This window comes from Chlamydia psittaci 6BC (assembly GCF_000204255.1).
GTDB classification, from domain to species: Bacteria; Chlamydiota; Chlamydiia; order Chlamydiales; family Chlamydiaceae; genus Chlamydia; species Chlamydia psittaci.
Genome location: NC_017287.1, coordinates 337,130 through 359,417, shown reverse-complemented (window position 1 = coordinate 359,417; position 22,288 = coordinate 337,130). Strand labels below are relative to the sequence as shown.

Below are 22,288 nucleotides of genomic sequence, written 5' to 3'. Positions count from 1 at the left end.
ACTATGGAAGAAATTCCCTTTGAAAAGGCTATGGAAAGGTTAGAAGAGATCGTAGATCTCATGAATCAACCTTCGACATCTTTAGATGCTTCTTTAAAATTTTATGAAGAAGCAGATGCCCTAATGCGTATATGTGAATCACGGATCCGTAAAGCGGAAGAGCGTGTACGTGAGTTGTCTGAAAAACGAAATGATGATTTTCTTTCAGAAGAAGAGTCTTTCGTACACTAACTGTAGAGAGAGCGATGCCTTGTAATGATGTAGATACCCTAATTCAAGAGCTGAGTTCGTTACAAGATCATTTAAGCACTCTCGACTCTCTTGATGCTATTTTAGTTGTATATGAAAAAATGTTTTCCCTGATACATCAGGGTTTAGATGAGATCTTAGTCAAAGATCAACAATGTTATCTCCTTTCTGTTCAGCCTAATGGAACTCTTCTAAAAGATGCATTAGATGAACCTGTTCTACAAACATTTTCTATGACTACACAACCATGACTTCTTATACTTCCTCTATTTTAAGTCAAATTTCTTCTCCAGAAGATCTTAAGAAGCTTTCTTTTTCTGAGCTTTCTCTTCTTGCTGAGCAAATACGTCATAAAATTATTTCTGTCCTTATTAAAACAGGAGGACATTTAGCTTCTAATTTAGGAATTATTGAATTAACGATAGCTTTACATTATGTCTTTTCTTCTCCAGAAGATAAATTTATCTTTGACGTTGGGCATCAAACATACACGCACAAACTGCTTACAGGGAGAAACATAGAAGAATTCGAGCGCATTCGTCATGATGGAGGATTAAGTGGATTTACCTCGCCTTTAGAAAGTGCTCACGATTTATTCTTTTCTGGTCATGCAGGCAACGCTTTATCTTTAGCTTTAGGCATGGCAAAAGCTACTGAGAAATCTCAAACACACGTTCTTCCTATTCTTGGTGACGCAGCTTTTTCCTGTGGATTAACCTTCGAAGCTTTAAATAATATTCATACGGATCTATCTAAATTTATTGTCATTTTAAATGACAATAACATGTCGATTTCTAAAAACGTGGGTGTAATGTCCAAAAGCTTATCACAATGGATTCACCACCCTAAATTTAGTTTGCTTTCGCGCAAACTAGAAAGATCATTATCCAAGATTCCCCGCTACGGCAAAAGTATCGCTAAGTGCTCGCATAAGATTTCCACGTGTTTAAGGTCTTTAGTTTGTCCGATTCCTATTTTTGAGCAGTTTAACTTAGCGTATATGGGTCCTGTGGACGGTCACGACATAAAAGCATTAGTCTCTTTATTTCAGAAGGTACGTGACTTACCCTTCCCTATTCTTATCCATGTCTGTACAAAAAAAGGAAAAGGTTTAGAGATAGCTCAGGAAAATCCTACAAAATACCATGGAGTCAAGGCGAATTTCAAACTTACAGCGGAAGATAAGTTACTTCCGACGATTCAACCGCAGCTGACTTATCCTGATATTTTTGGGAAAACTGTATGCAAACTTGGAGAAATCTCTCCGAATTTACATGTGGTTACACCGGCGATGTCCTTAGGATCACGGTTAGAAACGTTTAAAGAAACATTTCCAGAGCGTTTTATCGATGTAGGCATTGCTGAAGGTCATGCTGTGACGTTTTCAGCGGGAATTGCGAAAGCGAATACTCCTGTCATTTGTTCGATTTATTCGACATTTTTGCATCGTGCTATGGATAACGTTTTCCATGATGTATGTTTACAAAATCTCCCGGTGATCTTTGGTATAGATCGTGCAGGTTTAGCCTATGGAGATGGTTGTAGCCACCACGGTATTTATGATTTGAGTTTTCTTCGTGCTATGCCCAACATGATTATCTGTCAGCCGAGAAGCTCTATAGTGTTCCAACAACTGCTACAATCTTCTCTACATTGGAAACAGCCTTCAGCAATTCGTTACCCCAATATTACAGCGCTTCAAGGTGACCCTATCGCTACCGATATAACGATGTATCGTGATCCAGGATTAGGAGAAATCCTGAGTCAGGGTGAAGATGTTTTGATTGTAGGTCTGGGGCACATGTGTAGTGCGGCATTATCTATAAAATTGCAGTTACTTAGCCATGGAATTTCTGCCACTGTCGTAGACCCTGTATTCATTAAGCCATTTGATAACAATCTCTTTAGCATCTTATTGATGCACCATTCCAAAGTTATCATTATAGAAGAACATTCTATTCGCGGAGGTTTGGCGTCGGAATTTAACGATTTTCTAGCTACCTATAACTTCAAAGTGGACGTCTTACACTTTGGCATTCCCGATAGTATCTTTTTGCATGGAGATAAAGAGAGTTTATTAAAAAGAGTAGGACTAGATGTAGATAGTATGGTGAAACGTATTCTCACATACTTTAACTTCCGTACAAAGAAGGCTCCATCTAACAAGTTAAGTATTGTCTAGTCCTTTAGCAAAGGATTATGTGTTCTTTTTTCCGTACTTAACCTGTTACAGAAGCTACAAATTTAGTTTCCCTGCAGCAACGACTAAACGGTGATAAGTATAACGTAGGAAGACACTGATCCGCTTGCAAAATGACGGGAGATAACACCGGAAGGCAGGGAATATAATTACGTGTACGCACTTTGCAATAGTATAACCAAGTCTCCATGAAAGATTCCTAGAGTATGTATTCTGAATATTTACTGACCAACAGCATTTAGGGAAATCCTCCCCTCTCTTCTGTTAATCCTGACGAGAAATAATACCATATTAGACTTTCAATTTCTTGTTTTTTCATTAAAAAAACGCCTTTATAAAAATAAAAAATCTCTTATAAGAGATATAAATTAAAATCTTCTGCGTTTAATTTATATTTTTTCTCTTATATAGAAAAAGTCTGCTTTAACAATAGCCTGAGATGCACTTAGGCGTGCAATGAGAGAAGTTCAAATAGTTTGAGATAGTCATCGAGAGACAGGGTCTCTGGACGAGTTTTATCAGAAAAATTTAGTTGGCTTAAAGCCTCAAAAACACGTTCTTTAGGATAAAGATCTTTAAGAGCATTCGCCAAGAGTTTTCGTCTCTGGCCAAATGCCGCTCTAGTTAAAGAAAAGAATTTCGTACGGAGAGGTTCTTCAAGAGGAAAGCGATCTTTTACTGTCATATGAACAACCGCTGAGGATACCTGCGGTTTTGGTAAAAAGCATCCTGGGCTCACTTTAAAAGCGTAGCGCACATCAACGAAAAATTGTAAAAAGATAGTTAATGATCCGTATTCTTTACCTCCGGGTTGCGCTTTAATACGTCGCGCGACTTCATCTTGGATCATTACCGTAACCGTTTTCCACTGGTTAGGAACTTCTAAAAATAACTTTGTTAATAAAGGTGTGGTAACATGATAGGGCAGGTTAGCAACAACGCGTCCTTTTCCTTGCCATCCCTTATCTTGAAGTTGTGACAAAGGATATTTACAAGCATCTGTGATTTCTAGATGTATGGGAAGTTGCTTTAATGTTTCCTCAAACATAGGATCCTTTTCTAAAGCAACGACATGAGCTCCTTGATTCACGAGTACTTCGGTAAGAGCTCCGAATCCGGGGCCGATTTCTAATACCCAATCCCCTGCCTGTACACAAGAAACAGCAAGGATCTTCCTTAGAATATTCCCATCTATCAAAAAGTTCTGTGAAAGGCCTTTTTTAGGATGGCCATGAACTTCAGCTAAAAAGCGGGTAAGTTGTTCAGGAGAACTGCGTGACAAACGATCTCCTAAAGTAATGAAAATAGAGGTGGAGCTTCTTCAGAAAGCAACTTAGCAATCATCGATGAGTCAAAGCCATAGCGCGCACGCAATTTCTTTTTATACTGACTTTCTATACTCTCCGCATAATTCATAAATAACGTTTGCTTAATCTGAGTTTCTATTTCTTCCAAGGGCTGCATAGGCATTGTAGATTTTTCAAGCAGCACATAGAGCTTATGCCCTGATTTATGAGCTTTTGGTTGACTGCACATCGCCAGGGGATAGTTCACACTAGATAATTCCATTTTATGAGCATCTGACAATTCTTTATCATTACGTATAAACTCTTCAGAACAGACAAATTGTCCCCCTTGAGATAGAGCCAGTGCAGATAAGCGCTCTTTATTCCAACTTTGTGTTTCATTTAACCGCGCGCATATCTTATCGGCAATTTGACTAGATAGGGATTCTGTGGCGGCTTTAATCGTCACTACTCGGTATTTCCATAGTGTAGTTTTTGCAGCTTCTTCAGCCAACTGGTTGTAATGCTCTCGGATTTTCCCCGGAGTAATCTTAAGCATTACCTTAGAGCGCACCATCATTCCCATCACTCTTTGCGCTACCAATGTACGATGAACTACTTTAAATACATCGTCAGGGGTCATGTCGAAATGCACGTAAAAGAAAGATAAATCTCTACCGAACATCGCTTCGACTTCCTGATTCACTGTAGTAGGGTCGACTTGGATTTTTTTAGCTTTAGCGTCGGCAACCATGAGAAATTCGTCAATTACAGATTCTAAAACTACCGGCCACATAGCTGTGTAGTACTGCGAACGTGCGGGGTAAGACTCCATAAGTTGGGGGTAGGAAGAAGCAAAAAGAAGATTTAACTTCTGGATCACATCTAAAGTAGTAACAACGGTATCGTCATCTATTTTAAATAACACACGATCATGAATCGCTATTCCTGCGGGTTCCTCAGGAATCTTTTCGTTATGGTAGGGATACTCGCGCTGTTGAGTAGGAAGAGAACCTTCATGCCCTAGTAAACATCCCGGTAAACAAACCAAACCGACCAAAGAGAAAACGCTTAGTGTTTTGTTCTTCATGATTTGCTACTCCCTACTGGTTGACATGTCTAGGGACTAACTATAAGAAATTAACCAAATTTTGACCACTTCGAGAAGAAATCTTCTCACAAATAAATGAAAGACAAAGAATTATTTTGAATTCATGTAGGTGCGAAACTCTTCAATGTTGGAGAATTTCCTCCCTACTCCGGACTCTAATAAGCAAATCACTGTGGATGTTTGCCCTTCCTTAGGGATTAGACAGTGTTCATATTCAGGAAGAATCTCTTCTAAGGATTCACGCTCTTTTTCCCGCATCCAAACAATAGAGATATGAGGAAGGAACAATCCTGCTAAGCAGGATAAGATTTCCTCACGATCATGATCATTGGCTAAGGAAATAAGGATTTTTTGATGATTACGTGAAAAATATGCTTGTGCGGCTATGAGATTCCCTAAAGAAGAAAACTTGTGGGTATGCCATCGAGCTTGTGCAATCTGTAGGATATCTTCCGCATAGGTAAGGTAATGTTTCTTTTCTGTAAGCATATGCAATTTGATCAAAGCTTGGCAAATAAGAGCATTTCCCGAAATGGTTTCACCATCAGAGAGATTTTCTTGTTTTAACAGTAATGCAGAGTCCCTACCATCTGTGGTGTAAAATCCCCCACTTTCCGAACGAAAGGAGACAATTACCTCTTTCATAAGATCTTCAGCTAATAATAACCACTGCGCTCCACAACCCGTTTCGTAAAGAGCTATGGCTCCTAAAATCACCCCGGCGTAGTCTTCCAATCCTCCTGAGTATTTTGCGTCGCCATCGCGCCATCTACGCAATAAAATGGAATGCTTACATAAATTTTTACAAATGAACTCGCCACACTTTTTCGCAATACTGATGTAGGAAAAATCACCGAGGATTCTTCCTGCATAGGCTAGCGTGTAGACCATCCAACCATTTTGAAAAGCAAGAGATTGGTCATCTTTGAAAGGCCGTGCTTTCTTATTTCTATGTATGAGCAATTTTTCTTTAAGCCTATCGATAATCTCATGGAATTCTTCTATTGTGCAACCATACTTATCGGTGATCTCTTCGATATCAATATGCGAAGGAATGTGAAGAATATTTCTTCCATTACAAAATCCCTCTCTAGAAATCCCATAGTATTCACAAAAGATCTCGGCATTTTCTCCCAGGACTTCGCGGATTTCCTCTCCGGACCAAGTGGCGTATCTTCCCTCAGTATCCCCCCAACGTTCTCCATGTTCTGAAGTATAGAAGGCTCCCACCTCAGGATTATAGAGCTCAGAAAGAATGTAATGGAGCGTTTGCTTAGCTATAGAACGATACTCAGGTTTTTTCATACATACCCAAGCATCCAAATAATCCAATAACAAGAAAGAGTTATCGATCAGACGTTTTTCAAAACATGGAATCAACCATTTATCATCAATGGTGTAGCAATAAAATCCCCCACCTAAATGATCGAAAATCCCTCCTTTTGCCATCATGTCCAAAGAACGATCTACAAAAAATAGACTTCTATTATCTTGGTACTCTACACCATAACGCAAAAGAAACTGGCTCAACAAAGCTGGTGGGGTTTTGGGAAATGCTTTTACTCCTCCATAGTGGGGATCAATATCGTGGTATATTGCCTCTACTGTTTTTCGGAGGATCCCCTCTTCTAACATTTCTTTTCTTGCGCATCTTTCTATAAATGAAGCAATCTCAAGAATCTTATGAGCTTGACGAACAAGCACATCTCTTTCCTCAGGATTCTCCCACATCAAATTCAGCCTTTCTATCGTCTGTGAAAACGACGGTAGCCCTAATTTCCCTTCTGCCGCCAAATAATTTGCGGAGAAAAAAGGCAGAAGATCTGGAGTTAAAAATACATTTAATGGCCAAGAAGGAGAACTTTGATGTTCTTCTGATATCGAAAGCATTTGTGCGAGATCAAAATAAAGATTCGCCACATGAGGCAATTCTTCTTTATCTACCTTAATATTAATAAAATTCTCGTTGAGTATTGCGGCAATTTCAGGATTTTCGAAGCTTTCCTGAAGCATAACCTGACACCATCGAGAATGTGCACAACCAATAGAAAGAAAAATGGGCTTATCCTCTTTCACAGCCAGGTCAAAAGCCTCGCTACACCAAGGATACCAATTTACCGGCGTATGAGCATAAAGAAGCAAATACGGTGATTTTTCAGTAATAAGTCTGTTCGTATATAGCGGCTGCGACATGATAAAATAAAAAAACCAAAAATCTATACTCCATTTTAGATCAAAAAACGTACTTTTAATATGATTTTATCATTCAATTTTTATTAAATTGCTTATACATAAAGCCATAATTCTAATTAATTTCATTTCAATTTAAGCAAATAATAATAAAGATTCCCATCTTATTGATTTTCAATACAATCGCTCTTGAGATGACTGTAGGACGTCTCCAACACCATGACAAGAGATCGCAAGGCACACTCGCGTGTTTTTAGCGTTTTAAGAATAGAAGAAAATTATGGTTGGGCTTGATTTCCTAGCGAGGAATACCTACACTAGTGCTCTCAAGGAAGAGTGGCAGAGTGGTCGAATGCATCTGATTCGAAATCAGAAGTTCTCTTAAAGGAACCGGGGGTTCGAATCCCTTCTCTTCCGTTATGTATTTCTTTCTGAAGAATTCAAGTTTAGGGAATCAGCCCATGGTTTTATCCTAAGGGCTTTTCCCTAACTTTTTTAAAATACTATCCTTGCCCCTCTGGACCAATGACATAGGTCAGCAAAGACTGAAAATACCTATCGGAGAGTTGGTTACATAATTGCAACCACTGCAGGTTAGCAATGTCAGATTTATAGCTCTTGACCCGTTTTACCGCAGGATTATAGAGCATCCCTATAAAATACACATTTGCTTGCTTACATGCTGCTTCTGCAGAAATCAGGTTCTCCTTGTTCTGATCCACATAGATCACTTGTTGTGGCAAGGTTTCTAAAGTTGAAAATAAAGTGGAAAGAACTTCTTCCATGGTGATGCCGTTAACAAGCCCTCCAGTAAAGAGTACTTGCTCTTCTATAAACATCATATGTTGAGGTCTACCCAGTGTTTTCGATGTTGCATCCACCCATCACTACGGGCTGGTAAGCATGAAGAAAACACGACACCTAAAGCTTCGGCAGAACGAAGGAAATGATTCGCCATGGGGAGAGGAAATTGAGACACTCCCATTACCCAAGCTTCAGATAAAGCTAAAGTTTCTATAGCTTTAGGAACTTCGGGATGAATAAGCTCATACTCTACAGCAAATGACACAGCAATTCTTTCGCCAAACGCCTTTGCCATAGGATCATAATCAGACTCTTCTTTTTTTAGATTTTCTAGACGTTCGTTAAACCAAGAGTTGGTTCCAAGCATTTGTTTAGGGAAGACAAGAGTTTCGTCCAAGCCTAATAAAACTAACGAACCTTTTCTTGCGTATTTATTCACAGCTTGTATATCAGACACTTTGATAATACTTGCTTCTAAGGAAAATACTGAAAAGAAAATTGAGATAAAAAATATTACCTTCATAGCAATGCTCTCAAAGACAAAAAATTATTTTATTGTACGGAGCATCCCTTTAGGATGGAAATATTTTTTTATATAAAGCAACCTAAGGATTCACTATGTGAGTAAAACTAAAAAAGGGCCCTAAGCACCCTCTCAGGGGGACAGAGAGGATACTATAAGGCTTGTTTCAAGTAAATAATGTTAACTCTTTTGATTAAGAGAATCTAGCGATAATTGCGCTGTAGCATCGGAGATAACTTTCAACGCATGTTCTTCTTGAATCTCAACCGCTGCTGAATAAGGGTAAACATAGGAAAATATGCTTTCTGCAGCAGGATAATACACTAAGCCAAAAAATTTGATCCCCAAATCTATACATTCTCGTCCTAAAGTTTTGATTTCTTCAGGATTATCAGTTAAAAATACTATGTTCTTTGGCATTTTATTTTCATAGATAAACAACAGCTTCATAGCTTCTGAAAACCCTAAAGTACTACAAAATAAAACACCGTCTTGTACTAATGCAGATGCACTACACTTCTGTGTGGTTTCCAAAAAAAAGTCTTCTGTAGGAAATGCTCGCGAATACAATTCTATACCGCATTCTTTTAGACTCTTTAATGTTGAAGAAACAGATTCGATTCCTAATGAAGAAACTCCTAGTAAAGAACATGAACATTCAGAAAGTATCTGAGAAAATCGATCTGCCACATTTAACTCTAAACATTCTTTGCTTACTAATGTATCTATGAGCACCTGTTCTTCAGCCACCCGTTTTTTTGCCTTAAAAAAATCTCCAAAACGCTTAGAAAGCCTTGACAACCTATTTTGATACCAGCCCGGAGAACCTATGTACTTATGCTGAATTACACTATCTACGTTAATACAAAATAAAGTATCCTCTTTGTTTTTTTCTAAATGTGTAAAAACCTCGTCAAAAGAATAAACCATTGTCATTGGCACATGTTTTTTCTTTGCCGCCTCAGCTGTAGTCAATGTACCTAAGGTAGCTACTATAAGTATGGACACCTTAGGAAGATATTTCAGCAGACTTATCACTTTTATCACATCTTGGTTGTATAAGTGAAAAAGTCATAAGAATTTTTTGAAATAAAATCAACAAGAAAGATTTTATCAGACGAAAAAAATTCGTCCCACACTCCTATTTCAACGATTTTTCCACTTTCATGATTATCACTAAATTCCTTCGGCAAATTCCGTGTTTTCCCTTTGCACTTGTTCAAATCCACAAAGTATTTGTAAAAAAATTCAGAACAGAGTCCCATAGAGATCACCCCAATATTCTTTGGAAGCGACTAGCGAACACATTCTATCTTTATTGGGAAACGCTCGACATCTCCTCCAGATCACGAAAATACACAAAGGTTACACGACCTGATCGGGCTACTGTAGTCTTCCTTGTTATGCAGAGTTTGGCTTAGATTCTGTAAATGAAGAAGGTGTGACTAAACTTCATCGTCAGGATGAAGCATAACAAAGCATCTGGGTTCAACATGCCGGTAATTTAAGCGTACGACTTTCTGCGAGAACACGATGTTGGACAGAACATGAAAATAGACTGTAAAACCGTATAAAGCGACTTTTTATCCTACAGGCAGCCCCTTGCATTCAAAAATTTTTTATAGACTTAAAATATTTTTTTGAACAACATCTGCCCCCTAAATGCTTTTTAGCACATAAAATGAGGATAATTCACACATTAGTTGTTTCACATTTTCTCCAAGATTAACAATGTCATCTGTCTATTTTACACAAGAGTAACAACTCTTATAAACCCTCTCCACAAAACGTCAAAAGTGCATAAAGCCATTTAGCAAAAGAATAAGAACCATCAACAGTATAAGGGTTCTTAGTAAACCACATTGTTATTTATGGAGTAAATTATGTGCTGCCCTGGAATTAGTATGAGCTGCCGCTCAAGACAAGATGCCTATGAAGAAGAAACTATGTCTTTAAATGGGATTACAAAACAACCTGGATCCACTTCAGAATTTAGTTTAAAAGTGGGTGATCCAACATTACTAGATACCATTCGTGCTGCTGGAGACCTTGTCTCTGATGCTTTAAATTCTGCAAGAATACAACGCACCAGCCAATTCTGCCAAGATTCTTGCAGGCCTTGGTGTGCAGACAATTGCTGGAGTCCTTTCCTCTGTTTCTTCGATTGTCTTTGCACATGCATGATTACTCCTGATGAAAATCTAGGATCTGAAGCAAAATACGATGATTTAACTGATTTTATCCAACAGCAAAGAGATGCGTTTGGTCCTATTTGCGTTGGTATCGCAATGAAAAACGGCCCTTGGGATATTTCTAAACTACTCGCAGAAGGTTTTACTTTATCTGCAGAGCAGAAAGCGCTATTTTCAGAAAAATGTGAAGAAGCAAAAAATCAGTTAGGTAGATGCTTAAAAGGAGGCTCTCAACAAGAACTCTTCAAAGTTGCTAATGCTGCGCATCAACTTCCTTCAAAAGGTTCTACAGAGCTAGAAAATGTGAAAAACTCTTTAGAAGAGTCTATCAACATCTCAACTCCTCCTTCTCTTCCCACATGTTTAATTCTTTATCCTTCTGAAAGCAATGACACAGCTGCGAATGAACAAAGATCTGGGTACTCTCTGAATATCCAAAGGTTACAGCACCAACTTAGCCAACTAGAAGTTTTAGATGTGAATTCTCAAACGACCGGTTTCTTAGGATTTCAAGCTCGGGCTGCTGTAAATATTTTGTTACTCACCTTAAATAAGTATGTAAATGAGGAGAAAAATATCTTTGATCATCCAGGATTTGGATTGAGCATCGAAGAATCAAAATACCGTACTTTACTTCTTCTTTCCTTACTAGCTTTAGGTTTTATTCCTTTAGGTGCAGAACAAGAGGTCCCTACGTCTTTAGAACAATTAGAAAATACAAGTAAAGAACTTCGTACAAAAGAGAAACATACGCCTGGATCTTCTGTAGATTCACGATCTTTCGGAACGGAAGTCAAAGTCAACGCAGGAACACTCCATCCTTTGCCTAAATACGGACAAAAAGTTGTTCTTAACGGTCGTTTGACTGAAAATGCTGGAACATCGTGTGTTGACGGGGTCACACCTGGAGACACAAGTGGTGCTCAGCTTTGGGATTTCACAAATCCTAAATCTCAAGAAGCTCTTCTCAAAACGGCTAAAAACATCACAGCTATGACTTCAAGTCTATTTTTAAGATAATATCAACACACGATTAGGGGCGGCTTCCTCCGCCTCTACTATCCAACAAGTCGTTCAATTTATACAGATATCTCACAATCTTGACTACGTGAAAAGATTAAAATCTTCACATAATTCCGTGCCAACCACAACTTCCGCACATTGTTGCCTTATCCCCTACATATTCAGACACCTAAAAGAAAAGAAACCCTTGGTAAAAAAACACGCTTTTTGAAACCATGGAAGCGGTGTTAATCGCAAGAGATAAGATGTAAGCATCTTACCTCCCTATCTTTCATTATCAGGAGCTATTGTATGTGCTGTCCACTGGGTGAATGTGGTTGCAAGGTAACTGTGCAAGAAGGAGCCGGTGGTCCTTCACAAGAAAATACACCGCTACAACACAAGGTGGTTACCCAACAACCTGGAGCTGGAAATAAAGTTTCCTTTGAGGTTCATGTTGGAGACACTCCAGTAGCAGAGACTATACAAAAAGCAGGAGTCATAGCATCCTCTTTGTTAAATGCACCTCAAACACAACGCGGTGCGAGTTATTGCAATGAACATTGTAGTCCTTGGTGTGATAGCCATTGCCCGAACTGGCTTTCCCATTGCTTTCATTGCCTATGTACCTGCATCATCAATCCCCCAGAGCAACCATCAGGAGCTCATCCTGATCTTCTAAGTTTCTTAGATGATATGAAAAAGAAGCATGGCCCGATTGTTTTAGGGATGGGAGCAGAGAAAAGTGGTCATGATTGGCCTCGTCTTCTCTCTGAAGGTGCCACCCTAACTGAGGAGCAAAAAGACGATTTTGATCGTTTGTGCGTTGAAGCAAAAAAACTTTTAAAGAAACTCTTGGCAGGTGGAATACAACAAGAACTCTTTGATCTGGCTAATGATCCTAAAAAAGTTCCTGAAGTAAACGACGTCGAAACCATAATGGCAAAACGTGGTTATGGTGATTTCCGCGATCAAAAACACGATATACCTCCACCATGTTGGGTTATCTATAACAAAGGGGAGGGTCACGGAGAGCCTTCAGGATCACTACAAAGTGAAATACATTATGCTAAACATCTCGATTATCTCAAACTCCGCTCTCAGCTCTACCATCTTAACGTGGTGGATCTAGGTAGTAGAGACGTGTTCCCTCTAGGAGGAAAAGAGGGGAAAAACGCCTTGCAGATATTGCAAAACACGCTAGCTTGTTTAGTTGGACACGCCCCATGCTTCACTTTTGGAATTCCAGGTTATAGCCTTAGTTTATCACCCGAGTCCCTGTTAAAGCTGATTATTCTTGCACTTCTAGCATTAGGTTATGCCCCTACAAATAATAAAGGGGACATTCCTTCCGCAACATTTGATCAATTAAAACAGGTATCCGATTTCTTCAAAACGCAATGGGATAGGTACGGCCGACCATTTATCCCAGGAGATAATGATTATGGCAATTATTCTGACGACGATGTAGAAATAGATAGTGGAAGAGTGAGTTCCGGACGTAATCCTAAACCACAGCGTCCAACACCAGATCTCTTCAACATACAATGTGGTACGGGCGGCCGACCATTTATCCCAGGAGACAATGATTCTGATGGTCTAGAAGTAGATGGTGGGAAAAAAGTGGGTTCCGGACGTACTCCTCAACCAAGAAGCGCAAATGTAGTAGATCCGGACGACGAGGATGAGAATGCGGAGCATGGATGGTGTTCAAACCATCATCAGGAGCAATTACTCGGATTATGTGGTAAAGTCTCCAGCTCCGTAGCGTTTCTAGGGTAGCAATTTGAAGATAGGTAGAAACAAAGGGGCGAGTTGTCCCCTTGTACTTTAGCATAGGCCATCTACCTATTAGAAAAGAGAAAGTAGGGATCCTAACCACCAAATCGCAATACCACTGAAGACGATAAGTGCAGCCCACCAAAGATTAGATAAACTACGAATTGCCTTCTCTGGTGAGTTTCTTCCTCCCATAGATTCTAAATCCAGCAGCATTTCCATATTATGCTCTGAAAATTCTTTGAAGATTTTCATAACATAGGGATGGTCTTGAAGAATGCGCTCACCATCTAACCCCAAGTAGGCGGCATATTTCTTTATAAATCCCTGAGCATAAATGGGAGAAATGAGCTTCCCCAAATAGCCGTTTTCTATAGCTTCTAAACATGAGTAACGTATGGATGTTGCTGCTTCTACATCTTTTAAAGATAAGGACTGTTCTTCGCGTTTTGTGCGAAATACCTCTCCTAAATGTAAGAGTTCTTTATGAATTTGTTCTGCCATAGAGATTCCTTTGCAGGTACCTAAATGCTAAACTCTAGATCTTTCTAGAGTCTCCTAGTCTCATTTTCTGTAAAAATAAGACACTTCCCTCTGTGTCAAGATCCTGCTCACTTGCGGGAATATACAGGATTAACGTTTAATTTGTACTTCAAAAACCGCATTATACACTATATACCCTTATGCTATGTATAGCATAACAATAAATATACCTAGTAAAAAGATACATCAGGATAGAGATTTCCCATCCTAAGTATGCCAAAAGAATTCGACGCTTATGTCCACACCGTTTGTTACCACACTCTCGCCTTCTCTCCACGGCCTACTTAAAGATCGCCTTGAGGAAAAGGGTTTCATTTTAACGCAACCGCAGCACACCATTTTCCAAGCACGTTCTCCCTCGGTAAGCTGTACTCTCTATAACTCAGGGAAACTCGTTGTTCAGGGGAAAGGTTCACAAGAGTTCATTGATTTTTTCTTAGAACCAGAAATTTTATTGACATTTACCCATAACCGTATGGAGAAGGATCTGCGTCCTCGCCTAGGCGTAGATGAATCGGGGAAAGGAGATTTTTTTGGTCCTCTATGTATCGCGGGAGTCTATGCTCGCGATGCGGAGACTTTGAAAAATCTTTATAAAACAAAAATCCAAGATTCAAAAATGCTCAATGATAACCAAATCCTATCATTAGCAAAAACCATTCGAGCATGTTCTACATATGATGTGATGATTCTTTATCCAGAAAAATATAACGAACTTTATGCAAAGTTCCATAATCTGAATATTCTTCTAGCCTGGGCTCATGCTACTATTATCGATCAACTTGCTCCGCGTCCCTCTGGAGAAGTCTTTGCTATCTCAGACCAATTTGCTTCATCAGAAAGTGTTTTACTTGAAGCATTAAGAAAAAAAAGCACTGATATCTCGGTAATTCAAAGAGTCCGCGCAGAACAAGATATCGTTGTTGCCGCAGCTTCTATATTAGCAAGAGAAGCCTTCATTAATACTATAACCAAACTAGAACAACGTTTTTCTGTAAAGCTACCTAAAGGAGCCTCTGCTCATGTGAAATCGGCAGGGAAAACCATATTAAACACTCAGGGGAAAGAGATTTTATCGCTTGTGTGTAAGACGCATTTCAAAACATTCTATGAAATTTGTGGCTCTACAGATATATAACAGGGCACTATGGAAAACAAAGCACAAACTGTAGAAATAAAAATCGGCGTATAATGTACTCTTGTGAAAATGAGTAGTAATCTATCCTATGAAAGTATAGTCTAATTTTCATTAAGATAGGTCAAAATAGCTAATACTCGTTTTCAAAAAAGGACGACCCCTCCTTCTTAAAAAACATTGCTGAGAGGATAGTTTCTTGTAGGAGTTGTAAATAGAGATATGTTGAAGTTGTTATTTCATGTGATGACGCTAGCTGGTCATCTGCTCTCCACACCCATTTACATTATTCATGATGCTTGCGGTATCGATAAAGAAACTCGAGAAGCTGCTCCTAAGCCCCATCCTTTTTCCCTACAAACTCAATACCTACAAGTAGAAAAAGCCGACTTTAAAAAACTCGAAAATCAATCCCTTGGCTACCGTCAATTTGACACAACTGTACTTTGTACGCTCCCGATCACATCACAAACTGGCGTTCTCCTTTCTACAGGGTATGTAGGAGCGCGTATCCTTTGGGATAATGCGCAGCCTGTGGTTGGAGATCCCAACTCTTTAGGGTACTATACCTTCCAAAAGAAATCGTATTATAGCTATATCTTGCTGTCTGCAGGGGTTTACACCTTGTCATTAAAAAATTGGCAATGGTCTGCAGTTGTGTCCAGCCTTATCGATCCGGAAAATATTGAAGCAGGCTATAGCCTATATCAAGCAGTACTCTCTGGAAAATATCAAGCTACACCACAACTCTCCGTGATTTTTGGTGTAATTAATGAAACAGGATTACATCAAGAAAAGGCCTGGCCTTTACTCGGTGCCACTTATAAACCTAATGACAAACTTACCATCAACTGCATCTATCCGGTAAACTTCTCTGTAGAGTATAATTGCACTTCTGTTTGTGATTTTGGCGCTGCCTATCGCCTCACTCGATTAAGAAAAAAACTCCATCCCAATGATCTTCCTTCTTCTGAGGGTATCTTTGAATACCAAGGTCGGGAAATCGAGGGTAATGTTAAACTCTATCCATGGCCAGGAAGCTTCGTGAAGTTATTTTATGGGTGGTCTATCGGTAGTGATATCTCACTCGCTGATAGCCATAATAATAACGTAACGAATTATCCGTTTAAATCTTCGGCTTTCTTCGGTGGATCTGCTGTGCTTTCTTTTTAGAAGAAAAGAAAAGGCATCTATTTTCCACAAACCGACCATCAATCACAAAACTGTTGTAGATGTTCTGTCTGAATTATCAGTTTAAATTGGAATTTAGATTGTAGTAAATTTTACAACTATCTAAAATGTTCGCATTCTAAAATGTAAGCGCACTTTTAAGGTTAAAATGAATTGTCGTGAAGTTTGTAAAGAGAGCTTACAGATTTATTTCGATTCTACTTTTCCTGAGAGGGTTGTCGCGCGTCGTTGTCAAAATAAAGCTCAGCAATATCCAAAAACCGCCATGGCCATTGAAGTTCTCGCCTCTGTTGTTTTTGGTACAATTAAAATTATTACTTTCCCCCTATTGACATTCTCAAACTTAATCTCACTCCCTCTTACCTTTATGGTCTCATCCCTCCGCTCAAGAGACTGCAGCCAAGCTCTTTCTTATTTCAATGCTTGGGTGATGAGTTTGTTAATTTCTGCAATGATCATTGGGGCGATTTTCGGTTTGGTGATGATCTCTCCGCAAGTAGTTTTCTTTATGATTGGTGTTTTCGGAGCCTTGGGTGCCAGCGCTACTCTTTTAAACATTCACCGGGGATTATTTCCTGTAAAATCTTTACAAACTCAAGAGATTAAAAGAACTGCAAGCTTAGAAGAAAGCCCTTCTTCTCCATCCATAGCAGAACTCTCGCCGACACTTAACCGGCAAAATTCTTCTGAAGTTGCGAACCTCGATACGTAAACTCCAGAAAACGAAAATGTTTAAGTTTTCATTTTGTTCTTGCTAGGTCATATCTTGGGAAATCCTCGCCTGAAGTTTTGATAAAGAGAGAATCTTTACCTAAAATTAACATAGTTAAAGAATAAAACTATCACAACTAAACGAAGATAACTTCTATAATATAATTTATCAGTTGTTAACTAACTTATTTAAAATTGTTTTAACAACTAAAAACTATACAAAGAAAATAGAGTTGAGTACATGGGTAATCCTTTAGATCCTTTAGGGCAATCACACCAACCGATTCCAAGAAATCCCGTGCCCGCACCGCATACCGGCTTAGGTAAGCGTATCGGAGCGACTTCCGTAGGATTTTTTGGAAGGCTGCTTTCTCTTCCCGATCGCAATCCCAAGATGCGTTATGTCTTTGACATAGGGATTATTGCTATTGCTGTTATCTCGATCATTGGTATTCTTGTCGCCTCTCAGGGTCAAGGTTTATTACTATTTGGATTAATTCCTGGATTTATCTTTGGTGCTTTGGGATTGACGATGTTAGTTTCTGATATTGCCGACACACCAAAGTCACAAAAAATTGCCGATACGATCACAGCTGTCCTTCTACCCTTTATTCTTCTAGGCATTGCTTCGGCATTAATTGCCTCAGCATACTTCACTGCTGGAGGAAGTACGCTTATTCTAGCTAATCCTCAATTCCTTATGGGCTTTATGACCATAGGTTTGGCTTTAGTATCATTGAGCAAGGTCACATTCCAACACTTTAAAACTCAAGCTTTAATCAAGGCTCAGCAAAAGGTTATTGATATTTCTGAACAGTCTATAGCGCCAAATGTACCTTATGAAAGAGACGCAAGACGTGTTTCTCATGAAAGAAGACGCGATTTTGCTGCCGAAGCTCGACGTGAGCATGCAGATCAAGAAAATCGTATGCATACACGGCATAGACATATCAGCCAAACCTCCCAAGGAGTGCTTTATCATTCACCTAGAAATCACTTAGAAGTCTCAGAATCCGATTCCGACTCTATATCCTTAGAAAATGGAGAGAACTCCACATTTTTACAGCGGGATTTTTCCTTCCTTCATGATGCATACAATCCCTTTTCCTATAACTACCAAGCTCCCTCATTACCTCTAGAGGGATTATCATCTGCTGCACAGAATGTGCCTTTAGGTCAGGCTATGACTGGGGAGCCTGTGCTTCCCGGGCCTCTTACCTCCACACCGCGGAGGGTAAGTCGCGTAGAATCGGTATCCTCAACAAGATCGCGTAATAGAGACGAAGAACAACACAGTCGAGATTCGAGTCATAACGATGACGAATCTTCTGATGCGGAAGGCTCAGAACTAGAAAACAAACAAACTAGGAAAAAAAGAAAGAAGAAAAACTAAGTTTTTTGGATCTCTTTTCAGACAAAATAAAAGAGCTCTTTTGAAGTTTTTAACTTCAAAAGAGCCTCCGTTCCCTTAGATACCCAATAGCATAAGAAAAACCATGAGTTTTTTCAATTATTATTTACTTAATTCCGCAAGTAAAAGCTCATTCACCCTATTTGGAGGTGCCTTGCCCTGGGTATGCTTCATAATTTGCCCAACTAAAAATCCTAAAGCCTTGGTCTTACCACTTTTATAGTCTATAACAGACTGCGGATTCGCAGTAACCACCTCGGAAATGATTGCAACTAACGCACTTTCGTCTGTCATTGGCAACATTTCAGGATGTTCTTTAAGGATAGTTTCAGGACTCTTTTCAGGAGATTCCATCATCATGTCTGCGATATCCTTAGCGATCTTTCCTGTAATCACTCCCTTATCAATAAAATTAACAAGCTGAGCTACACTACTGGGTAGGATACCTGAGAAAGCGAGATGCTTACCTTTGAGTTTACAACGTCCGGCAAACTCAACAGTTAACCAATTAGAAAGGGCTCTGTAGTTTTTACATTCTCGAGCAGCTAATTCAAAGAAGTTAGCAATATGCTTATCACTAATTAAAATTGCCGCGATGTCTTCGGCAAGAGCGTATTCGTGCAAATACCTTTGGTATTTGTTGAAAGGAAGCTCAGGAAGCGTATTACGGACTTCGTCAATATAAGCTTCTGTTAATTGCAATACGGGGAGATCAGGCTCTATGAAATATTTGTAATCTTCAGCCCGCTCCTTAAGACGCATCAACACTGTTTTTTTCTTTTCGGGATCCCAACGGTATGTCGCTCCCGGAATAACAGTTTTGGGGTCTTTATTTGGATTTTCTAAATACGCATCAATCTGACGACAACGCTCTGCTTCTAAAGCTTGCGCCATAAAAGCAAAGGAGTTCATGTTTTTAATCTCTACTTTATTGCGTAGTTCTTCGCTACCTTTCGGACGTACGGATATGTTTACATCGAAACGTACCGAACCTTCTTCCATATTACAGTCAGAAATGCCGATGTAGTCTAATAAAGACACCAGAGCTGTGGCATAAGCAACAGCATCATCAGCACAAAACATGCACGGCTTAGAAACGATCTCTATTAGAGGTACACCAGCGCGGTTATAATCTACTCCAGCGAATTCTCCGAAATGTTTTAACATACCGGCATCATCTTCGATATGTGCTTGAGCAAGTTCAAAATAGCGTTCTTCACCTTGAACGATAGCTTTTATATGTCCTCCGCGCACAATAGGATGTTCGAATTGAGTAATTTGAAAGTTCCTTGGGCTATCGGGATACAAATAGGACTTCCTATCAAAACGGCTTAGCAAAGCGACTTCACCCTCAACAGCACAACCAAATAACACTGCCTTTCTCACAGCCTCTTTATTGAGTACAGGAAGAGACCCTGGCATACCGGTGCATACAGGAGAGATATTTGTATTAGGCTCATCTCCAAAACGGTTGCGAGCACAACTAAATAATTTAGATTCTGTGTTTAATTCTACGTGGACTTCAAGACCTATGACGGATTCCCAATCAGCATAAACGTCGCTCATTATTTCACCTCTCCATCAAAAAGTTTGTTACATCCTTTAGGGTATAAATTCTTAATTCCTGAATGTTCTTGGAAGCTATAGCCTACCTGGCATACCTGCTGATCCTTACCCTTTTGCCCAATCACCTGAAATCCTAGAGGCAACCCTTCTCGAGAAAACCCGGAAGGAACTGCGATAGCAGGGAGGAAGGCTAAGTTCATAGCAACGGTATAGATATCCTGGAGGTATAGAGAGGTAGGATCAAGAATTTCACCATCGGTGAATGCTGGGCATGAGCATACTGGCATCGCAATAACATCACACTTTTCATAAGCTTTTTGGAAAGCTTGAATGATTTTTGCTCGAATCGCCGAGCCTTTCTTATAATAGACACTTTGGCGTTCAGCTGATAACACATAGTTACCCAACAGAATCCTACGCATGACTTCCTTACCGAAACCTTGCACGCGAGAGATCGAATAAATATCTTCTATACTATGAGCTTCTGGAGAACGGTAGCCGTAACGAATACCATCAAATCTTGCGAGATTTGTTGCGGCTTCTGCAGAAGCAACAATGTAGTAAACAGACACAGCGTGATCTAGGATGTTAAGATCAACTTCAACAATGCGGCTACCTTGACGCTCTAAAACATTTAAAGATGCAAAGAAATTCTCTTTAACATCATCACGTAAACCGTCTAAAAATCCCATAGGCACGCCGATTAAACTCGGAACTTCTAAAGACAACGCCTCTTGGAAAGATCCTGTAAAAAACTTCTGAGAAGTTGCATCTCTGTCATCCTTACCTGCGAATACGTCCATAGCTAAGGCGACATCTTCAACAACGGTTGTTAAAGGGCCTATTTGATCTAATGACGATCCGAAAGCGACTAAACCGTAACGGGAGACTGCTCCATAGGAAGGCTTAAACCCAACAACTCCACAAAATGCCGCTGGCTGACGTATAGATCCCCCTGTATCGGAACCTAACGCTATAGGACAAAATCTTGCGGAAACTGCTGCGGCAGATCCTCCTGAAGATCCTCCTGGCACGCGGGAGAAATCCCAGGGATTTTTCGTAGGATGAAAAGCAGAATATTGTGTTGTAGATCCCATGGCAAACTCATCCATATTGAGTTTGCCTAAAATCACCCCATCTTCAGCCTCTATCCGTTCGACTACTGTAGCATCAAAAGGGGCTATATAGTTTTCTAACATTTTAGAAGCGCAAGTAGTGCGTAAACCCCGAATATGAATATTATCTTTTATTCCCACGGGGACACCTGCGAGTTTCCCTACAGGTTCTCCTCGTGCAAGTTTCGCATCTATGATAGCGGCTTTCTCATAAGCTCTTTCTTCACAAAGAGAAAGAAAAGCTCCTATCTGATTGTCTTCTGTTTTTATTCTATTATAAAAATACTTTGCTATTGCTGTAGCTGAAGACTCTCCACTAACTACGGCATTTCTTAACTCTAAGGCACTCTTCCGATACATATCTTCCTAAAACTGCGATCTCTACTTAATTACTGTGGGTACTTTTACTAATCCCCCTAAAGATTCGGGGACATTAGTAAGAAACTCCTCACGAGAGAAACTTGAGGCAACGATATCTTCTCGTAAATCTTCGGGACTGATGACATGGGATAAACCAACCTCGATAACCACGTCTGTTACATCCATAGCGATGGACGCTGCCATAGTTTTAATGACTTCATTCAAAGAACTTTCATACTCTTGAATAAGCTCTTCGCTTAATTCCAGAGCTGAACTCTTTGCCAAAAGTATAATGTCTTCTCTAGTTACATAGGGTTGTGTCATTTTCCTAATCCCGGTATTTCATTCCGATGAAGCTAATATTCACTTTTAGTTTTTATAACAAAAAACTTCTTGCACAACTTAACTCCTTGTATACAAAAAGTCAATGTCTCCCCAATAGCCTGAGAACAAAAAAAAACTTTATTAAATTATAAAAAAGATTAAAAGATGGAATTAAGTATACATCACTTAGGAGAAAAGCAATGCTAGGCAAACTCGTTCGGGGACTATCCTCTCTTATTGTTGTTCTTGGTGCATTGAACGTAGGAATTATAGGATTAACTCATCATAAAGTAAACCTTATTGCTCGACTATGCGGGGGCGCAAGTGCAACAGCAACACAAATTACTTACATTGTTATTGGAGTCGCTGGGGTGATTTCTTTAATAAGTTTTTGTAGTTGTCGTGCTAAAAAACACCAAAATGGGGATTGCTGCCCTAAAGGACATTCATCTCACCATTGCGATCCTAAAAATTAAATTCCCTTCTTAAGCAAATCGAGATTTCTTCCTAAAATAATTCTCCTAGTTTTATAGAAGTTAAAGAGAAAAATCAAAAGCTGCGTGATTTTCCGTAGCTTTTGATATTTTTCATTTTCA

Annotated in this window: 21 protein-coding genes and 1 tRNA gene; 11 read left to right on the top strand and 11 right to left on the bottom strand. The window is 39.4% G+C overall.

What is annotated here, in order from left to right; all coding sequences use genetic code 11:
- The first annotated feature begins 3 nt into the window (after positions 1-3).
- From G5O_RS06720 to G5O_RS06710, 3 genes are read left to right on the top strand one after another with little or no spacing between them, the layout of a single operon-like run.
- The gene (locus G5O_RS06720; RefSeq protein ID WP_006342988.1) at positions 4-231 is read left to right on the top strand and encodes an exodeoxyribonuclease VII small subunit; all 228 of its coding nucleotides are present in this window, start codon (positions 4-6) and stop codon (positions 229-231) included.
- Positions 232-245: 14 nt separating this feature from the next.
- Entirely contained in the window at positions 246-500 is a 255-nt protein-coding gene (locus tag G5O_RS06715; RefSeq protein WP_006342987.1) for a hypothetical protein, read from the top strand.
- Complete coding sequence (locus tag G5O_RS06710) at positions 497-2,431, top strand: 1-deoxy-D-xylulose-5-phosphate synthase (protein ID WP_006342986.1); 1,935 nt, start codon at positions 497-499, stop codon at positions 2,429-2,431. The genes G5O_RS06715 and G5O_RS06710 overlap by 4 nt, the downstream gene beginning before the upstream one ends.
- Before the next feature lie 37 nt (positions 2,432-2,468).
- On the opposite strand, the gene G5O_RS10435 is transcribed toward G5O_RS06710, so the two are convergent.
- The 4 genes from G5O_RS10435 to G5O_RS06695 all read right to left on the bottom strand — a co-directional run bounded on the left by G5O_RS10435 (position 2,469) and on the right by G5O_RS06695 (position 7,039).
- A complete protein-coding gene (locus G5O_RS10435; RefSeq protein ID WP_014946532.1) occupies positions 2,469-2,639 on the bottom strand; it encodes a hypothetical protein in 171 nt (56 codons plus the stop codon).
- Between the two features lie 255 nt (positions 2,640-2,894).
- The gene (rsmA, locus tag G5O_RS06705) at positions 2,895-3,731 is read right to left on the bottom strand and encodes a 16S rRNA (adenine(1518)-N(6)/adenine(1519)-N(6))-dimethyltransferase RsmA (RefSeq protein WP_006342985.1); all 837 of its coding nucleotides are present in this window, start codon (positions 3,729-3,731) and stop codon (positions 2,895-2,897) included.
- 8 nt (positions 3,732-3,739) lie between these two features.
- A complete protein-coding gene (locus G5O_RS06700) occupies positions 3,740-4,825 on the bottom strand; it encodes a hypothetical protein (protein WP_006342984.1) in 1,086 nt (361 codons plus the stop codon).
- A gap of 111 nt (positions 4,826-4,936) precedes the next feature.
- On the bottom strand, positions 4,937-7,039 hold the full coding sequence (locus tag G5O_RS06695; RefSeq protein WP_013462625.1) for a thioredoxin domain-containing protein: 2,103 nt from the start codon (positions 7,037-7,039) through the stop codon (positions 4,937-4,939).
- 327 nt (positions 7,040-7,366) lie between these two features.
- On the opposite strand from G5O_RS06695, the gene G5O_RS06690 reads away from it, so the two are divergent.
- Positions 7,367-7,453, top strand: a tRNA-Ser gene (locus G5O_RS06690).
- An 86-nt stretch (positions 7,454-7,539) separates the two neighbouring features.
- On the opposite strand, the gene G5O_RS10510 is transcribed toward G5O_RS06690, so the two are convergent.
- The 3 genes from G5O_RS10510 to G5O_RS06675 form a co-directional block, all read right to left on the bottom strand.
- The gene (locus tag G5O_RS10510) at positions 7,540-7,878 is read right to left on the bottom strand and encodes a DUF2608 domain-containing protein (protein WP_006342982.1); all 339 of its coding nucleotides are present in this window, start codon (positions 7,876-7,878) and stop codon (positions 7,540-7,542) included.
- Complete coding sequence (locus G5O_RS10505) at positions 7,875-8,363, bottom strand: DUF2608 domain-containing protein (protein ID WP_006342981.1); 489 nt, start codon at positions 8,361-8,363, stop codon at positions 7,875-7,877. The genes G5O_RS10510 and G5O_RS10505 overlap by 4 nt, the downstream gene beginning before the upstream one ends.
- Before the next feature lie 180 nt (positions 8,364-8,543).
- The gene (locus tag G5O_RS06675) at positions 8,544-9,401 is read right to left on the bottom strand and encodes a DUF2608 domain-containing protein (protein WP_006342980.1); all 858 of its coding nucleotides are present in this window, start codon (positions 9,399-9,401) and stop codon (positions 8,544-8,546) included.
- Between the two features lie 845 nt (positions 9,402-10,246).
- On the opposite strand from G5O_RS06675, the gene G5O_RS06665 reads away from it, so the two are divergent.
- Positions 10,247-11,575 (top strand): hypothetical protein, encoded by a 1,329-nt coding sequence (locus G5O_RS06665; protein ID WP_006342979.1) that lies wholly within the window; start codon positions 10,247-10,249, stop codon positions 11,573-11,575.
- 294 nt (positions 11,576-11,869) lie between these two features.
- Positions 11,870-13,339: a hypothetical protein gene (locus G5O_RS06660; RefSeq protein ID WP_013462623.1), complete on the top strand. Its 1,470-nt coding sequence runs from the start codon at positions 11,870-11,872 to the stop codon at positions 13,337-13,339.
- Between the two features lie 69 nt (positions 13,340-13,408).
- Here G5O_RS06660 and G5O_RS06655 read toward each other — a convergent pair whose 3' ends face one another.
- Entirely contained in the window at positions 13,409-13,840 is a 432-nt protein-coding gene (locus tag G5O_RS06655; protein WP_006342977.1) for a helix-turn-helix domain-containing protein, read from the bottom strand.
- 274 nt (positions 13,841-14,114) lie between these two features.
- Here G5O_RS06655 and rnhC point away from each other — a divergent pair, with 274 nt between their 5' ends.
- The 4 genes from rnhC to G5O_RS06635 all read left to right on the top strand — a co-directional run bounded on the left by rnhC (position 14,115) and on the right by G5O_RS06635 (position 18,309).
- Positions 14,115-15,017 carry a ribonuclease HIII gene (gene rnhC, locus G5O_RS06650; protein WP_006342976.1) on the top strand — a complete coding sequence of 301 codons (903 nt, stop codon included), beginning with the start codon at positions 14,115-14,117 and terminating at the stop codon, positions 15,015-15,017.
- Positions 15,018-15,236: 219 nt separating this feature from the next.
- Positions 15,237-16,187 (top strand): hypothetical protein, encoded by a 951-nt coding sequence (locus tag G5O_RS06645; protein ID WP_006342975.1) that lies wholly within the window; start codon positions 15,237-15,239, stop codon positions 16,185-16,187.
- 166 nt (positions 16,188-16,353) lie between these two features.
- Positions 16,354-16,917: a DUF5422 family protein gene (locus G5O_RS06640; protein WP_006342974.1), complete on the top strand. Its 564-nt coding sequence runs from the start codon at positions 16,354-16,356 to the stop codon at positions 16,915-16,917.
- A gap of 240 nt (positions 16,918-17,157) precedes the next feature.
- Entirely contained in the window at positions 17,158-18,309 is a 1,152-nt protein-coding gene (locus G5O_RS06635; protein WP_006342973.1) for an IncV family inclusion membrane protein, read from the top strand.
- Positions 18,310-18,429: 120 nt separating this feature from the next.
- On the opposite strand, the gene gatB is transcribed toward G5O_RS06635, so the two are convergent.
- Genes gatB through gatC form a run of 3 tightly spaced genes read right to left on the bottom strand, consistent with a single transcriptional unit; the run spans position 18,430 to position 21,692 of the window.
- A complete protein-coding gene (gatB, locus tag G5O_RS06630; RefSeq protein WP_013747343.1) occupies positions 18,430-19,893 on the bottom strand; it encodes an Asp-tRNA(Asn)/Glu-tRNA(Gln) amidotransferase subunit GatB in 1,464 nt (487 codons plus the stop codon).
- A complete protein-coding gene (gene gatA, locus G5O_RS06625; protein ID WP_006342971.1) occupies positions 19,893-21,368 on the bottom strand; it encodes an Asp-tRNA(Asn)/Glu-tRNA(Gln) amidotransferase subunit GatA in 1,476 nt (491 codons plus the stop codon). Before gatA ends, gatB begins: the two co-directional genes overlap by 1 nt.
- 21 nt (positions 21,369-21,389) lie before the next feature.
- Positions 21,390-21,692 carry an Asp-tRNA(Asn)/Glu-tRNA(Gln) amidotransferase subunit GatC gene (gatC, locus tag G5O_RS06620; RefSeq protein ID WP_006342970.1) on the bottom strand — a complete coding sequence of 101 codons (303 nt, stop codon included), beginning with the start codon at positions 21,690-21,692 and terminating at the stop codon, positions 21,390-21,392.
- A gap of 200 nt (positions 21,693-21,892) precedes the next feature.
- Between gatC and G5O_RS06615 the strand changes: the two genes are divergently transcribed.
- Positions 21,893-22,168 carry a DUF378 domain-containing protein gene (locus G5O_RS06615; protein ID WP_006342969.1) on the top strand — a complete coding sequence of 92 codons (276 nt, stop codon included), beginning with the start codon at positions 21,893-21,895 and terminating at the stop codon, positions 22,166-22,168.
- Positions 22,169-22,288: the final 120 nt, after the last annotated feature.